A 16,354-nucleotide genomic window follows, 5' to 3' on the forward strand; every position below is an offset into this window, starting at 1 on the left:
AAGGCCGAAAGCTTTAAAGCCCTTTTCTGCCGTGGGTTATGTCATCGTCGTTAAATGTCAGAAATTTTCAGAGCTAAACAGTCTGCCATTGAAGTGAAATTAGACTATTGGTGCTCATGTTGTGAGCCGCGACGGTTTCTTGGATAGCGGGCCGAAAAATGCCAATTTTGATAGAAAAATGAGGGCTTGAGGTGATTTTTACGGGGCTTATTGGTTAGGCTCTGCTTCAGCCTCGCGTTTTTCCCTTAGTGTTCGACCGCGTCCTTGCGCTAACAAACGTTCCAAACCAGCCTCATCAAGCTTTGTGATTGATCCGATTGGGCATCTGTCAGGCCGACCGCCACCGCTGGTGACCAAAATCGAATCTCCACCGAAGCCGCATAAGCGACCATTTGTAGACGTAAACCCAATGGTGTGCGCAAAACGCAGGTTTTGACACGGTCGGTCCAACTGCAAGTGATAGGGATGCTTTCGACTTGGGGCCCATACAATAAGGTTGTGCCGGTTTAGGGGCTTCCAGTCGTACAAGGTACGAAAGAAAATGCACTGATTTGTAGTTTGCGGCAGAGAGTCTGGATATTGCTCAAGAACATACCCTTCATCATTAGCCGTCTTAGGCTTATCCGTTTCTTGCGCATAGGCAAGTGTTGGGTTTGTCAAAAGTGTAAGCGCCAGGGCGGCGATGATTGCTGCACTGAAAAGACCACCAAACGCATGGGGTGTCCCTATCGACACCCCATGATTTGAGAGCTTCTCGGCCTGGAGTGTTTGGTTCGACGGCATGTCACGAATGGTTGCTGATTTCAGTTTCATGATCCAATCATACCAAAGAATATGGATTTTGTAGGGCAGGATCACGTTGATTTAATATCGTCTTTTGCCGCGTCTTCAGACTAAAAGCTGTATACGGCAAAAATTCCACCAACGAATTGGCTTGATGAACCTTGGATCGCTACAATTGGGCTGTTTTTTGCGTCTCCTAAGAGCTTGGAATAACCCGCATTGCCAACCAATGCCCAATGGTCGGACACCGTGTAATTGCCACCAAAGGCAAGGCTGATGTCTTTAAGGCCAGACATGGCATCAAACGCTGGGAGGCCAGACGCCAGAGCTTGAGCCGCAGAGACCCCGAAAAAAGAGTCCATATAGCTGCCGTCGCTCCAGGTGGCGCTCAAATTGCTGGTTACGGTGAGTGCGTTTGATCGGTATACGGCAACGCCTAAATCACCAATCACGCGCATGCCCGAGTGCCCACTGATAACGTCATGTTGCACCCGAATTCGTGCCCGGGTTGGTCCCACAGTGTAGCTTGCAAATACGCCCAATTCGATGCTGGTGCCGACGTCTCCGAGTCCAGCCAAGTCCGGGCTGTCAGTCTCGTCGCGTCCGAAGTCCAGCTTGAGCAATGGCCCGGCTTTAAATGTGTTGGATTGAAAAATGCTGTCTCGGCCAAATACATTGACCCGGATATTGTTGTTGTCGACCTGGATGAGATCACGATATCGCAGAGAAATGAGAGGGGCTGCTTTGATCTTATAGTCATCAGATCCTTCGTAAGCTGGCGCGATGACTGGCCCCAGTCCGACTCTGAGATTCGTTACGCCCGGCAAAACAACGTCTGTGATGTCACTGACAGTTTCTGTCACGTTGCTCAATAGGCTATCAAAAGATTGTGCTTGGGCCTGGTTGAGACTGCCCGCCAATAGCGCTGCCGCAAAAGTGAGATAAATCCGCATGCCGCCCCCTGAGTCCGAAAACGCCCTGATCGTAAACAAATCATACGGGAAAAGGGGAGTCGCGTATAGAGTCCGGGCCACATTCCATTAGGCTCGGTCGGATCACTTTCGTTCTTTCAAGCGGGCACCAAGTCGCGCCAATGCCTGGCGCAGCGGGTCTGAGTCTAACGCGCCAATCTGTGTGTCAGCCTCTGCCAGTGCTTCAGCGGTCAGAGGCCGCGCGCGCGGAATGGGCTTTCTGACAATACGTTTAGGGAGTGGGGCTTGAATGACTCTCACTTGGCTAACAGTGCCTGCGCCAAGAAAGCCGTTGATACGTTCCATAATCAAGGGAAGCTGAGGATGGATGAGGGCTGCTGCTGCGCCGCTTGCGACCCGCAGGTGCAAGGTTCCATTACTGCGAGCGCCACGTTCCAATTGAATACGTTCGGGTATTGAAGCAGCAGCGAGTTCGGCGCCAACGATTTCATGCCAGCGGGAGACAATATCGCCTGCGACAAAACCCCTTTTGCCCAAAACCGGTTTAGTAATTCTATTTGTAACAGCCGACACGCCGAGCAGGCCGCGCGCGATCCGCTCCGGCATTGCGACGGTATCCCGCCCTTTTCTTTTTGGTCTAAGACTCATAGGATTCAGTGTAGCGCAGCTGCCAGACTTTTTATGCTGTAGTTATCATGAACATTTAAAATAATTAGGACACTTGCGCCGCTCAATGGCTTCTGCACGCAAACCCAGTTCGCCAAAGCCAGAAGAATTGCTGGACTGGTACGACCGTCACCGGCGTCGTTTACCTTGGCGTGCCTTGCCGGGTGAAACGGCAAGTCCTTATGCTGTTTGGCTCAGTGAAATCATGCTGCAGCAGACGACTGTGACTGCGGTAAAACCATATTATGAGCGGTTTCTCGAGCGTTGGCCCAGGGTTGAAGATCTAGCGCAGGCTGAACTGGATCATGTTCTCACAGAATGGGCTGGACTCGGTTACTATGCTCGGGCGCGTAACCTTCATAAATGTGCCAAGATGATCACGAATGACCATGGTGGCGTGTTTCCTGACACTGAAGAGGCTTTGAAGTCTCTTCCCGGCATTGGCCCATACACGGCAGCGGCCATTGCTTCTATTGCGTTCAATCGCTGCGCGGTTGTGGTTGATGGCAACGTCGAACGCGTCATGACACGTGTTTTTGCAATTGAGCAGCCCTTACCGCAGTCTAAAACAGTCTTAATCGAATTGGCAGCTAGCCTAACTAGGGATCATCGTCCTGGAGACTATGCACAGGCAGTGATGGATCTCGGGGCGACGGTTTGCACACCGAAATCTCCATCTTGCGTGATCTGCCCCTGGCAATCTCCATGTAAAGCGCGAAAACTTGGCATCGCGGCAGAACTGCCACGTAAATCTCCAAAACAGAGCAAGCCAACACGCCGTGGTGTTTGTTTTTGGTTGACGCGGCAAGATGGCGCTATTCTCCTTCGGCGTCGCCCAGAGAAAGGTTTGTTGGGTGGTATGATGGAGGTGCCATCCACCTCGTGGCAGGCAGAGATACTCAGCAATGAGGCGGTCCTCTCTCAGGCGCCGATCAAGATCGGACGGTCTAAATGGACCCCATTGGAAGGGGGGGTCAGTCATACGTTCACGCATTTTAACTTGGAACTTGAAACCCGCTCTGCTGTTCTAACGGAAAAACAGGCAACCGGGATTGGTACTCAAGCAGATTACGTATGGGTACACCTTGATGCATTAGGGGATCATGCTTTGCCCTCTGTTATGCGCAAGGTAGTCAAGCACGCCCTTAAAGTGGGATATTAAAAAGTGAGATATGTTTTGAAGCAGAGGGGATAAACCATGTCGACCGAGCAAGCGACCGACGCGAAGGATAAATTGCGCAGTGATGCCTTGCATTACCACCGCTATCCCCAGCCAGGGAAATTAGAGGTTACGGCAACCAAACCGCTTGCCAATCAACGTGATCTTGCCCTCGCTTATTCGCCTGGCGTTGCCGCAGCCTGCGATGCTATCGTCGCTGACCCTGCAGAAGCGGCAAATCTGACCAGCCGCGGAAATCTTGTGGCGGTCGTTACCAACGGCACCGCTGTCCTGGGTCTTGGTGCGATTGGTGCGTTGGCCTCCAAACCTGTGATGGAGGGGAAAGCGGTCCTGTTCAAGAAATTCGCAGGTATTGATGTTTTCGATATTGAAGTTAATGAAAACGATCCAGAAAAACTGGTTGATATCATTGCGGCGATCTCACCGACGTTTGGCGCCATCAATTTAGAGGATATCAAAGCGCCTGATTGCTTCATTGTTGAAAAGGCTTTGCGCGAGCGCCTCGACATCCCCGTATTTCATGACGATCAGCATGGCACGGCCATTGTTGTGGCAGCGGCAGTCATCAATGGGTTGAGTCTGGTTCGGAAAAAAATAGCGGATATAAAACTCGTTTCGACAGGCGGCGGAGCGGCGGGTATTGCCTGTCTCAATCAGTTGCTGGCGTTGGGTCTCAGACGCGAGAACGTTATTCTGTCCGATCACAAAGGTGTTGTGTTTAAAGGCCGTACCGAAGATATGACCAATCAAAAAGCTGATTATGCTTCTGATACGTCAGCGCGCACATTGGCTGAGGCTATCGTTGATGCTGACGTTTTTCTGGGATTGTCTGCCCCGGGAATTTTGACGGGTGACATGGTCAAGACCATGGCCAAAGCACCTATTATTATGGCGCTTGCCAATCCAGAGCCTGAAATCCGCCCCGAAGATGTATTGGCTGCCGTGCCGGACGCTATCATTGCCACGGGACGGTCCGATTATCCCAATCAGGTCAATAATGTTTTATGCTTTCCATTCATCTTCAGGGCAGCGCTTGACGTCGGCGCGACTGAGATTAATGAGGAAATGAAAGCGGCTTGTGTCCGTGCAATCGCAGACCTGGCAAAAGGGGCCAGTTCTGAGGTGGTTGCGGCGGCTTATGGAGGGCAGACCCTTCGGTTTGGCCCGGATTATCTCATTCCAAAGCCCTTCGATCCGCGTTTGATCTCAAACATTTGTCCCGTCATCGCCAAGGCAGCGATGGACTCAGGCGTAGCAACGCGACCGATCGAAGACTTTGAAGCTTATACCGACCAGCTTGAGCAGTTTGTGTTCCGCACCGGGTTGGTCATGAAGCCAATCTTTGACAAGGCATGCGAAGAGCCAAAGCGGGTGGTTTTTGCAGAAGGGGAAGATGATCGTGTTCTCTTCGCGGCGAAGGTCCTGCTTGATGACGGAATCGCCACCCCGATCTTGATTGGTCGCCCGCTTGTTATCTCCCACCGGGCGCGAAAGCTAGGTCTTGGTTTCGTGCCAGGCAAAGATTTTGAAATCGTCAATCCAGAAGACGATGATCGCTATCGGGACTATTGGCAGAGTTATCACAGCATTATGGCGCGCAAAGGCGTGTCGCCGGACTCTGCCCGTACCATCGTTCGCACCAACTCAACGGTTATTGCCAGCTTGATGGTTGAGAAAGGCGATGCAGATGCAATGATCTGTGGCACGTACGGTGAATACAAATGGCATCTGAAGTATGTCGAGGAAGTGCTTGGTTTGTGTTCTGGTGTGCCAGAAACATCAGCCCTATCGCTTCTTGTCTTAGATCGAGGACCCATCTTTATCTGCGACACTTATGTTTCTGAGAATCCGTCAGTTGATGCTATCGTTGATCTAACCGTAAGGGCGGCTAAAAAAGTTGCAGACTTCGGTCTAGTGCCGCGCGTGGCCTTGATCGCCACCTCTACTTTTGGAGCTTCGCAGAACGCAAACGCGCTCAAGATGCGGGCGGCCATGGAGCGGCTGCATACAGAATACCCAGATCTTCAGGTCGAAGGTGAAATGCAGCCTGATTTTGCACTGAATGAAGAATTGCGCCGGCGTGTGTTTCCAGACTCAAAACTTGAAGGCCCTGCAAATCTGTTGGTTATGCCATGTCTTGATGCAGCCAACACCGCGTTCCATTTAGCTCGCACGCTGTCCGGTGGCTTGCATGTTGGACCGATTTTGTTGGGCGTAAACAAGCCGGGGCACATCACAACGCCATCGGTTACATCACGAGGACTTGTAAATTTAGCGGCCCTTGCGGTCATCGACGCCCAAGTGCAATCGCGTTCAAAAATTCGGTAACTGATGCGCTGTGCTTATATAAGTTTGTGTCTGCTTGCTGCGTTGGCATCGGGAATAACGCAGTCTTCTGCTGATGTTTTGACTCGCGGGAATCACCAAGATCCCGCGAGCCTTGATCCGCATCGCATCTCTACGGTTTATGAACAAAACATCATTTTAGATCTCTTTGAAGGCTTAACGTCACCCGACGCTAGTGGTCGCCCCACGCCTGCGGCTGCTGAAAGCTGGAGCGTTTCTGACGATGGGTTGACGTGGACGTTTTTGCTCCGTCCAAATCAAAAATGGTCAGACGGTGTTCCGCTTACGGCAGATGATGTGGTCTATTCTTTTCAGCGCTTATTAAATCCTGTCACGGCATCCCAGTACCCTTATTTATTTCATGCGATTGAGAATGCAGAGGCCATCACGCGGGGGAGCAAGCTGGTAACTGATCTCGGTGTGCGGGCAAGCAGTACGCATGAAGTGAAGATAACGCTGAATTCACCCGCACCCTTTTTGCCAGAACTTCTCTCAAACGGCTTTGCGGTGCTGGTGCCCAAGCATGTAATAGAAGCGCAAGATGATGCTTGGACAGCGCCAGGCACCATGGTTTCAAATGGAGCCTATACGCTTAAGGATTGGCGGCCACAAGATCGTGTCAAGCTGATAGCCAATCCACTGCACCGCGATCTGGCGGAACTGTTTTTCGAACACGTCACCTATCTCCCAACTGAAGATCAGTCAGCGGCTGTGGCTCAATTTCGGGCTGGCGCTTTAGATTCTAGTCTGGAATTTCCAACAGCCCGCACACCGTGGCTCCTTGAAAATCTACCCGGCGAAACACGCATCGCGGATTATCTCATCACCTTTTATCTGACTTTTAATACAGAGCATCCCGTCCTAGCCGACGTCCGGATCCGGCAAGCGTTATCCCTCGCAATTGACCGAGAGCTATTGGCGGACCGCGTTTTGCGATCGGGCGAAAGACCCGCCTATAGTTTTGTACCGCCTGCTGTTGTTGGCTATGAGCCACCACGCTCTGATGCAACCTCTTGGACGATGGTGAAGCGACGCGCCAAAGCCAGCGAGCTGTTGGCGGCGGCAGGGTATGGGCCAGATTCACCTTTGCGACTGACGTATAGTTTATCCTCTGCGGAAGATCGTCGCAGAGTCGCAGCGGCGATAACAGCCATGTGGCGGCCCTTGGGCGTTGAAGTCGAACTCAATAACACAGAAGGCAAAGTGCTGTTTTCTCGTCTACGCAGCGGTGATTTTGAAATCGGGTATGCCGGATGGGCGGCGGATGTTAACGACGCAGCTAATTTTCTTGCGGTTTTGCAAAGCACATCGACCACATCCAATTATGCAAGGTACCGTAATCCGCAATATGACTTACTATTGAAAGACGCAACCCAGGCTATTGATTATGGCACCCGTGCCCAACTCTTGGCCCAGGCGGAGGCGCTCTTGCTGACGGACACGCCGATCGCGCCCTTGTTTCATGGGGTGAGTAAAAATTTAGTCTCCCAGCAAATCATTGGCTGGATCGACAATCCTCGAGATGTACACCTGAGCCGCTATCTCAAGCGCGACCCCAATGTTTCTAAGGTTGATTGACGAGTCGAGGTATCTCGCTGCATAGTCGTAACTGCGATCCTGATGGTTGATGGTATGACTGATAGCTCAATCAAAACGCAAACTTATCTGGCTGGTCATGTGTTGTTCCGTCAAGGCGACGTGGCGGATGACTGTTATCTCGTCCGAGAAGGCGAAATAAGCCTTAGTCGAACCTCAAGTGCTGGTGAAGACCGCTCCTTTAGCAAAGTGCGAAAAGGAGAGATCATTGGCGAAATGTCGATGATAGGCGACACGCCTCGCACTGCTACCGCGACAGTTGTTAAAGATGTCGAATTGGCGGTGATTTCTCGCAAAGAATTTGAGGCGCAGTTGGATCGATTGAATCCCTTCATGCGGCGACTCATCCGACTTATTGTGCAAAGACTGCGCAATACAACAACCGACCTGACCCGCAACTAAGTGACCTCGTCGTTGGGTAATTGACGAGCAGAACGCTCGCGCGGCATAGTTCCATATCCCTCGCAATAGGTAAGAAATTATGTCCGATGCCCCACTCAAAAAGCAGACCTTTAAGGCTGGCCACGTTCTCTTTCGCCAGGGTGATCCAGCTCAAAGCTGCTATTTAATCAGTTCTGGCGAGCTTCAACTCAGCCGGGCGGACTCCAATGGAAAAGAACGTAACTTTGCCAAGGTTGGTAAAGGCGAAATTGTTGGCGAGATGTCCATGATCGGCAATACGCCAAGAACGGCGACCGCTACGGTTTCTGAGGATTTGGAAGTTGCAGAAATCTCAAACACAGAATTTGAGGCTCAGCTTGAGCGGCTCAACCCCTTTATGCGCCGCTTGATCCGGTTGATTGTTCAGCGTCTTCGCGATACCACCTCCCATCTCACGCGCGGCTGACGCTGCCCCTCGACTGAAATTCTCGAAAGGATACGGCATGACCGAGACCTTCAAGGCTCTGGTGATCGATAATAAAGACGGCACTTACACCTCTTCAATTAGAGAACTCACGCTTGAGGCTCTGCCGGATGAGCCAGTTCTGGTCGAAGTCGCATATTCGACGGTCAACTACAAAGATGGCCTGGCCGTTACAGGCAAGGGTAAGATTGCGCGTTCATTCCCAATGGTCGGTGGTATCGATCTGGCAGGGACGGTGTTGGAGTCTGCCGACACCTCTTACAAACCTGGCGATAAAGTCCTTGTTAACGGCTGGGGTTTGTCCGAGTCCCACTGGGGTGGCTATAGCCAGAAACAACGCATCAAGTCTGAGTTTCTCACGCGGGTTCCCGATGGGTTTTCCTTAAAAGACACAATGGCCATCGGCACAGCTGGTTATACCGCGATGCTGTGTGTCTTGGCGTTGGAAGATGCTGGTATTAAACCTAATCAAGGCGAAATTGTTGTGACGGGCGCCGCTGGTGGCGTTGGGTCTGTGGCCATCGCCTTGCTGGCTAAGCTTGGATACACAGTCGTTGCATCATCAGGCCGGAAATCGGAAGCAGACTATCTGAAATCACTTGGCGCAGCCGAAGTGATCGGCCGCGACGTTTTAGACCGTGATGCCCGCCCCCTAGAAAAAGGCCGTTGGGCTGGTGGTGTGGATTCCGTTGGGTCGAGAACTTTGGCGACACTCTTGGCTGAAACCAAAGACGAAGGCGCGGTCGCCGCGTGTGGACTCGCCGGGGGGACTGATCTGCCGACGACTGTGATGCCATTCATTTTGCGGGGAGTCCGCTTGCTTGGCGTCAATTCTGTGACCTGTCCCTCAGCGCGACGTGATCAGGCTTGGGCGCGCCTTGCCCAGGATTTGGACATGTCCAAGCTTGAAGCCATGACAACGGTCGAGCCCTTGGCCCGTTTGCCTGAGTTGGGTGAAGAAATCCTCAAAGGTCAGGTGCGTGGTCGGATTGTTATCGATGTGAACGCGTAGAAACTACGATGTGAACGCGTAAAAACTACGACGTGAACGCGTGAGAATTATGACGTGAACACGTAATTATCCACTCTTGCTCATCGCTTAAGGTCGCGCGACAATCAGGGTCCATATGCTGAAACCATAAGACCTGCAGGGATACTCATGCCTGACGACGCACGCACTTCTAAATCCGATCTTTCTTTGCCGCCTGTCGCACCAAATACCGTGCCAGGATATGACATCGAGCCTATCCCACCAGGGGCAACCAAGCCTGGTGTTGATTTAGCAGGTCACAAGGGTTTGCTGGATCAGCTGACACAAATTCTCGGCGCAGATCAGGTGAAGTCGGATGATGACACTCGGGCGTTCTTTGCTGAAGACACCTTCCGTAGTTTTGAAACGCCGTTGGCGGCCATAGCTCCGAAATCTGTTGAAGACCTCTCGCGAGCAGCAGCGGCCTGTCACGATGCTCGGGTAGCCCTGGTGCCTCGGGGCGGCGGCATGTCGTATACGGATGGGTATCTTCACACCCAGCCCGATTCAATCACTGTCGATACCCAGCAGCTGGATCGCATTATCGAGATCAATGAAGACGATATGTATGTCACCGTTGAGTGTGGTTGCACATGGACGGCACTGAATGATGCGCTCAAAGAAAAAGGTTTGCGCACGCCATATTGGGGCCCGCTTTCTGGGTACCAAAGCCGCATTGGTGGTGCTTTATCGCAAAACTCCGTGTTTTTCGGTTCTGGCTTTTATGGCTCCGCCGTAGAACAAGTATTGGGCATGGATGTGGTCTTGGCTGACGGTACCGTACTTCCTGTTGGCGCACATGCGACCCAGGGTGGCTTGCCGTTCATGAAGCATTATGGCCCTGACCTTATGGGACCTTTCCTGGCTGATGCCGGTGCATTGGGGATTAAGGCGACGGCGACCTTGCGCTTGATTCGCAGACCCAAACACCGTCGCCATTTGGCGTATGCATTCGATACCTATGCAGACATGGCGACAGCTTTGTCACGCCTTAGCCGTGAAGGGTTGGCCACAGAGGCCATGGGCTTCGATAAAAATCAGCAGTCTGCGCGCGTCACCGAAGGTGAAACCGATCTCCTCAAAGATGTCGGGACGTTATTTAAAGTGATCAAAGAGTCCGGCGTGATGGACGGCCTGCAAATCGCTATTGCAGGGCGAAACTATTTGAAAGACGTCTTCTACGGTGTGCATGTGTCCGTTGAGGATCACACTAAGGGTGGCGTTGACGATAAAATCAAGCAGGCCAAAGCCATTGCGCGTGAGGTTGGCGGGCGTCCACTTCCGGCGTCAATCACCAAGATCTGTCATGCCGAACCGTTCTTACCGCCGGATTCAATTCTTGGGCCAAGCGGCGAGCGTTGGGTGCCGTTGCATTGCATTGTGCCGCACTCTAAGGCTGTTGAAGCGCTAGATGCGGTAACGGCTCTCTACGACAAATACAAAGACCTGAAAGAACGGCACGGCATTCGCAACGGATTCCTTTTGGTCACCGTCGGCAATTATGGCTTCCTGATAGAGCCGGTTTGGTTTTGGCCCGATGCGCGCCTTAAAATGTATGAGGGGGTCATGCGTCCCGAGCATCTCGCGAAACTGCCAACTCACGACGCCGATGAAGAGGGGAGGGCCATCGTCAAGGCCATGCGCGACGATCTCAGTCAGCTATTTACGGATCTCGGCGCGGTCTCCATGCAGCTTGGCAAGTTGTATCGTTATGACCAGAGCCGCAAACCTGAAGCGTGGGAAATGCTCAAGAAGATCAAAGCAGTGGTTGATCCCAACGGCCTGATGAACCCAGGCGCGCTGAAGCTTTAACGGGCCTGGTTCAACTCAATGTTACGAGCGAGATTTATAAATAAACTCGTCGGCAACTATAATTCTGAATCTTCTGAAGTGTTATCAGTTGGCTCTGATTCGTTTATATCTTCACTTGCGCTCGAACTATCAGCGGCCTTATCTGGCTTACGAGCACGAAGAGGAATGACAACGTTTCCTTGGTAGGTTCTGTGCTTATCAGTGATCGCGTCGGTAATTCCAAGGTCGAAAAATACGACGCTTGCGGCTAACTTTTCACCTTCCATCTCACTTCGGATTGAGCCAACTGCTTCTCGCCCATCTTCAGTTTCACAGTCATAAGTTAGAGGGTCATCTGAACGCCGAATCATTACGCCGTCTGTCGGTATGTCAGAACGCCAAACCCCTCTTTTGTTTCGGAAAGTACAATCTCCTTCTGACCCATCTGAGAAACTAACGGTAATAGGTATGTTTGCATCATTAACTATAGATGCACATCCTTGTAATGTTAGCGCTGCAATCGCCATGGTTGCTAAGGAAAATAAACTGCGGTAACTCATTGGCCATCCCCTGAAAGTTGAATTTTTTATAATCCACAAATTATTCACATAAAACCTAGATTGAGTCGATTCGAAAAACACCCTAATTGATTGAGTTTATTTTTCCTACTTTAACAACCTATGTATGGTTCTGTTTATCTTATCGAGATAGCTTCTATAGCGTGCGAAGCCCGTTATAAATTAGAACACGCTACCAACAGCACCGCCTTCGGGGTGTGATGGAGTCATTGACTTAGTGAATCTATCGGCGCTGTTTGGCTTCAGCTTGGGTCTGGGGAAGTAGGCAGTTGGATCGCCAATGTTAGATTATAAGGGCAACGTTATTGGCATGACGGTGCAAGGTGCAACAATCAACAATGTGTCCGTTGGACTCAACCGATTTATACCCATTGGTGATGCCCTTACAGCGCTGAATGTTAGGATCGAAGGTGACACCAGTTAATAGGATCATGACTTATCTTTTCTTATCACTGTTTTTGGCAGCGATGCCTGCTAACGCTTTCGCCCAATCAAGCCCTGGTCTAGCAGCAACTGCGTTTGCTGAATTGCCATCCGACGCCGTCCTTGAGGTGCGTGCCGGGCGTGACCTGCCGCTGGAACGCGACTTGGTGAAAGAAGTTTCTAAGCTTCTGGCAGCCAAAGGCTTCGCTGTCGCACCGCGGGGCTCCGTTGTTGTCACCGTTGAAGGGTCTGCACCTCTACCGGGTGTCAGTGCCCGCAACGCGTTTACCAACGATGATCGCCTGCGCAGCATGGATGCCCGTCGCAACGATCGTGGCGTCCAGATGCAGTTTAACAATACCGAAGCTGAGCCCGGGGCGGCCATCTTTACCCTCCGCATGTCAGCTTACCAGCCAGGCCAATCTAACTTATGGGTCGGGCATGTGTCCGGCCCCGATAATGGCAGTGGACGGCGGGCTACGACATTTGCGCTGGCTAAATCCTTAGTTGACGTTTTCGGTCAATCCACGCCAAAGCTTACTAAATCAACGCCAGATCAAAGTCCCCGCGCACCATAGCGGTTTGCGAACCCAGACTCTCAGCTGTCTATCTTCAGTTCGGACAAGAAGAGCGTTGCTGCCTGATCTATCTGTTTGGAGTCTGTGACTGGTATTAAGTTATCGCTGAAGCACGCTTGCAGGAGTCGCGAAATGACCAAACAACCAGCCCGAATTTTTGAAGCGCCCGACGCAGCGAAGGGTGGTCCACCGGCAGGTGTTGGGAAAGAGTCAGAAGCGGGCCGTCCGAATCCGACCTTGGCCATGCCCTCGGCCATTCAGGGCCGCGAAGAAGAGTTTGGCCGAGCGGTCAACGTGGTTTTAAAAACTATGGCCGATACCATGCCGTACAAACATTACTTTAACGATGCGTTGGTCAAAGCGCATCTGTCTCACATTCAGTTCGCCAAAGATCATGGGTTGCTCGACGAGATGATCATAAAAGACCAACAGACAATGTTGCCGATGCTCGATCGCATTCGAAGTAAGATTGAGGAAACGGGTGAGACCGAGCTTGGTATGATTGCGATGTTTGATCGCACATCGTGTTTTTATCAGATGCTTGACGAGTGGGACTCCGAGCCGGGGCTGCGCCGTTATCAGGAGCCCTTTGGTTATGTTCTGGAATTTGGCAAGCGCATTGGTCAATTTGACATGACGGTCGAGGAGATTCACGAGATTTATACTAAGCCGAGGTATCACGGGTACGCAGCTCAGCTTGGACTGAAATTAGACATTTCTGATGTTGATGCCGACGGCTACATCACCGTCAGGCTTGTCTGACACAGAGTTGAATCCACTCAAACCTATAGGGCATAAGGCTTTTGCGCGGCCTGTTCTCCGTTCGGTCAGGCGCCGTGGCCATCTTTTACGGCCTATTTGCAGTAATCGGCTTCAGGTATGATTACCAAATGAACTGCATGTCCAGGCCATGATTATTTCGGAGTTCCACCATGATCCCACGTATGCTTAAAGCCACCGTTTGCGGAGCTATTGCAATTGTTCTTTCGTCGTCAGCTTTTGCGGCTGACCGTCAAGTCGGGCAGTACTCGCCCTTTCCGCATCGCACGGAAGAACTGGGCGACATCATGCAAATGGTGTTTAAAACGCTTAATCATTCCAGCAATGCCTATGAACATCAGGTCAATGATGCGTTGGTTAAGATGACTCTTGGTCATATTCAGTTTGCGAAAGACCATGATTTGCTTGCTGAAGTGGTTGACGAGGAAATCCGTGTGCAAAGCCCCATGCTTAAGCGTGTGGGAATGATGATCGAAAAAACAGGTGATAAAGAACTGGCGCTGAAAGCCGTCTTTGAACAAACGACATGCCACTTCCAGCTGGTTTTGCAGACTGAAATGCAGCCGGGTGTGCGCCGTTTTGTGTCTCCGTTTGGTCATGTGCTTGAACAGACCGTTCGTATGGGGCAGCACGATCTCACGGAAGAAGAAATTTATAATGTGTGGCTAAAGCCTCGGTATGAAAAATATGGCGAAGTGCTCGGTGTTCCTTTGGAGGTTGACCCCTGGGATCCAGAAACGCGCTTGATCACAGTACGTATCAAAAACTTTGAAGAAGTCTCGATGCGCTAGGGTTATCCTGATGCATATTCAGCTAAACAAGGGGGCCTGTGCATGCAGTGGCCCCTTTTTTTGTGAGATGCACAGCTGCCTCGGATCGGCCTAACATCATCTGCTGAGTGGTATTCGTATATTCCAGGAAGTGAGACCCTTTATGCAGTTAAGAAGAGCACTCTTAGGTTTCCTCGCTTTCGCGTTGATTGGCGGACTCGCTGGTCCAGGGTTTGGTAAAGGTGATCCCGAACGCGGTAAGCGGTTGGCGCGCGACTGTTTTGCCTGTCATGGGCCTGACGGCTATAGCCCGTCGCCAATCAACCCAAAAATCGGTGGTCAACACGAGCGCTACATCTTTTTGGCGTTGCAGCAGTATCGTGAGGGCAGTCGCACACACTCTTTGATGCGCGGCTCGGTTCTTGGCAAAACGGATCAAGAGCTGGAAGATATTGCGGCCTATTATGCGGTGCAGCCCGGCTATTTAACCCGGCGCGAAATTCGTCAGCGTCAAAGCGATGGCATCCCAGAAAGTGCTGGAGGTGAGGGGCCCTCTGGAGGACCGCCTCAGGGAGGTGGGCAAGCGCCCAAGTTCGATCACAGTGATGAGATTGCCAGATACAACGCGATGCTGGCGCAGGCCAAGCATGATGCGGCACAGATGGCTGAGGTCGTGAGCGACACCGTTTGTGCAAATATCTCTGGCGACTCTAACCAGGACCGAGACAATGACGGCCTGGCTGATGCTTACGATGCCGCGCCAGATGATCCTGGCGAATTCATCGCAGACGTGAGTGGCGATGGTTACTACGAGGTCTGTAACATTCATCAACTTCAAGCGATCGGCAATCTAGGTGCTGTCGAAGGTGCTCAATCGACTCTCGGTCAAGCAACCCGGATGGCGCGTAATTATCAAATTGTGCGTGATCTTGACGCCTCAGTTATCTCAGCCTTTGAACCCATTGGCGACTGTGGCCCGGAAGGCAACTGCATGATCAGTTTTGATCGTTATGGCTTTCAAGGAATTGTCGATGGGCAAGGCTTTGCAATCCAGGGTCTGCGGATTTCTAAGCCCAATGGCGGCGGTATCGGCTTATTTGGCGTGTTAGGTCAGTCCGGCACTGTGCGGAATGTAGTTCTCGAAGATGCAAAGGTGGTCGGGCGCGGTGGTGTCGGCCTTTTGGTAGGCAGCAATTTTGGAATCATCTACCAATGTAGCGTGCAAGGTGATGTTGCAGGTGAATTGGCGCTGGGCGGTCTTGTCGGCGGCAGCGGCGGCTTTGTCGCATACAGCGAAGCTTCCGGCACGGTTTCTGGAAACCAAGCTATTGGCGGGCTTGTTGGTGATATGCGCGGTGCCATCTATTTCAGTCGCGCGAACATGCAGGTTGCCGGGAGCCGTGGTCTGGGAGGTTTGGTCGGTCTGAATACGTTTGGGTTTATTCTCAGCAGTTACGCCGAGGGCGCGATCATCGGTAGCAATGATCTCGGTGGCTTGGTCGGGATGAACACTGATGGCAAAGTTCGTAACAGCTATGCCACAACCCGTGTGGAAGGCGATGGCAGCAACATTGGTGGACTCGTCGGTTTCAATTCTTTGAGCGATGTGCGCAACAGTTATGCTGCGGGGTCTGTCAGTGGCAGTGATGCTGTTGGTGGCTTGGTCGGTCGCAACAACGGCAGCGTGAAGCGTAGCTACGCTGCTAGTGATGTAATCTCTGACGGTTCCACAGGTGGGATTTCTGGCCTCACTGTCGAAGGCGAAGAGCAAGGCAGTTATTGGTCATCGGATGCTCAGTCTGCCGGGGCAAGTGACCTGGCGGCGCTTGATGGCGTGAAAACGGGATGGGCACCAGCGCAGCCACCTGTTGGCGACCTGCTCGACTACTTCTGCGATTTGAATGCCAATGGGTTTGTTGACCCAAAAGAGCGTTCTTCAGACAACTATGTGTGGGTTTTTGAAGGGGCATCGCAACTGCCAACGATACGCTGTGCGGCTCAGGCTGGTCGCGGCTAGTCTGAAAAATAACGCTTGG

16 protein-coding genes are annotated in these 16,354 nt (G+C 51.9%); 12 read left to right on the forward strand and 4 right to left on the reverse strand.

The window, feature by feature from the left end:
* Window positions 1-207: 207 nt before the first annotated feature.
* From RIC29_06460 to RIC29_06470, 3 genes are all read right to left on the reverse strand, one after another.
* On the reverse strand, window positions 208-813 hold the full coding sequence (locus RIC29_06460; protein ID MEQ8734546.1) for a DUF6491 family protein: 606 nt from the start codon (window positions 811-813) through the stop codon (window positions 208-210).
* 80 nt (window positions 814-893) lie between these two features.
* Entirely contained in the window at window positions 894-1,736 is an 843-nt protein-coding gene (locus RIC29_06465) for a MipA/OmpV family protein (protein ID MEQ8734547.1), read from the reverse strand.
* A gap of 102 nt (window positions 1,737-1,838) precedes the next feature.
* Window positions 1,839-2,321: a DciA family protein gene (locus RIC29_06470; protein ID MEQ8734548.1), complete on the reverse strand. Its 483-nt coding sequence runs from the start codon at window positions 2,319-2,321 to the stop codon at window positions 1,839-1,841.
* Window positions 2,322-2,448: 127 nt separating this feature from the next.
* Here RIC29_06470 and mutY point away from each other — a divergent pair, with 127 nt between their 5' ends.
* The 7 genes from mutY to RIC29_06505 all read left to right on the forward strand — a co-directional run bounded on the left by mutY (window position 2,449) and on the right by RIC29_06505 (window position 11,210).
* Window positions 2,449-3,543, forward strand: a complete 1,095-nt coding sequence (mutY, locus tag RIC29_06475; protein ID MEQ8734549.1) for an A/G-specific adenine glycosylase — start codon at window positions 2,449-2,451, stop codon at window positions 3,541-3,543.
* 36 nt (window positions 3,544-3,579) lie between these two features.
* The gene (locus RIC29_06480) at window positions 3,580-5,889 is read left to right on the forward strand and encodes an NADP-dependent malic enzyme (protein ID MEQ8734550.1); all 2,310 of its coding nucleotides are present in this window, start codon (window positions 3,580-3,582) and stop codon (window positions 5,887-5,889) included.
* Between the two features lie 78 nt (window positions 5,890-5,967).
* Window positions 5,968-7,485, forward strand: coding sequence for a peptide ABC transporter substrate-binding protein (locus tag RIC29_06485; GenBank protein MEQ8734551.1), 1,518 nt, complete (start codon window positions 5,968-5,970; stop codon window positions 7,483-7,485).
* Between the two features lie 54 nt (window positions 7,486-7,539).
* Window positions 7,540-7,905 carry a cyclic nucleotide-binding domain-containing protein gene (locus RIC29_06490; protein ID MEQ8734552.1) on the forward strand — a complete coding sequence of 122 codons (366 nt, stop codon included), beginning with the start codon at window positions 7,540-7,542 and terminating at the stop codon, window positions 7,903-7,905.
* A 79-nt stretch (window positions 7,906-7,984) separates the two neighbouring features.
* Window positions 7,985-8,350 carry a cyclic nucleotide-binding domain-containing protein gene (locus RIC29_06495; protein MEQ8734553.1) on the forward strand — a complete coding sequence of 122 codons (366 nt, stop codon included), beginning with the start codon at window positions 7,985-7,987 and terminating at the stop codon, window positions 8,348-8,350.
* 37 nt (window positions 8,351-8,387) lie between these two features.
* A complete protein-coding gene (locus RIC29_06500; GenBank protein ID MEQ8734554.1) occupies window positions 8,388-9,380 on the forward strand; it encodes an MDR family oxidoreductase in 993 nt (330 codons plus the stop codon).
* Between the two features lie 147 nt (window positions 9,381-9,527).
* Window positions 9,528-11,210 carry an FAD-binding oxidoreductase gene (locus RIC29_06505; protein MEQ8734555.1) on the forward strand — a complete coding sequence of 561 codons (1,683 nt, stop codon included), beginning with the start codon at window positions 9,528-9,530 and terminating at the stop codon, window positions 11,208-11,210.
* Between the two features lie 56 nt (window positions 11,211-11,266).
* Here the strand turns inward: RIC29_06505 and RIC29_06510 are convergent, their stop codons facing one another.
* Window positions 11,267-11,749 carry a hypothetical protein gene (locus tag RIC29_06510; GenBank protein MEQ8734556.1) on the reverse strand — a complete coding sequence of 161 codons (483 nt, stop codon included), beginning with the start codon at window positions 11,747-11,749 and terminating at the stop codon, window positions 11,267-11,269.
* Window positions 11,750-12,047: 298 nt separating this feature from the next.
* On the opposite strand from RIC29_06510, the gene RIC29_06515 reads away from it, so the two are divergent.
* The 5 genes from RIC29_06515 to RIC29_06535 all read left to right on the forward strand — a co-directional run bounded on the left by RIC29_06515 (window position 12,048) and on the right by RIC29_06535 (window position 16,335).
* A complete protein-coding gene (locus RIC29_06515) occupies window positions 12,048-12,191 on the forward strand; it encodes a hypothetical protein (protein ID MEQ8734557.1) in 144 nt (47 codons plus the stop codon).
* 7 nt (window positions 12,192-12,198) lie between these two features.
* Window positions 12,199-12,768, forward strand: coding sequence for a hypothetical protein (locus RIC29_06520; GenBank protein ID MEQ8734558.1), 570 nt, complete (start codon window positions 12,199-12,201; stop codon window positions 12,766-12,768).
* Between the two features lie 132 nt (window positions 12,769-12,900).
* Window positions 12,901-13,530, forward strand: coding sequence for a hypothetical protein (locus RIC29_06525; protein ID MEQ8734559.1), 630 nt, complete (start codon window positions 12,901-12,903; stop codon window positions 13,528-13,530).
* Window positions 13,531-13,700: 170 nt separating this feature from the next.
* Window positions 13,701-14,339 (forward strand): hypothetical protein, encoded by a 639-nt coding sequence (locus tag RIC29_06530; protein MEQ8734560.1) that lies wholly within the window; start codon window positions 13,701-13,703, stop codon window positions 14,337-14,339.
* A 142-nt stretch (window positions 14,340-14,481) separates the two neighbouring features.
* Window positions 14,482-16,335 (forward strand): cytochrome c, encoded by a 1,854-nt coding sequence (locus RIC29_06535; GenBank protein ID MEQ8734561.1) that lies wholly within the window; start codon window positions 14,482-14,484, stop codon window positions 16,333-16,335.
* Window positions 16,336-16,354 lie beyond the last annotated feature (19 nt).

This window comes from Rhodospirillaceae bacterium, assembly GCA_040219235.1.
Taxonomy (GTDB): Bacteria; Pseudomonadota; Alphaproteobacteria; order Rhodospirillales; family Rhodospirillaceae; genus WLXB01.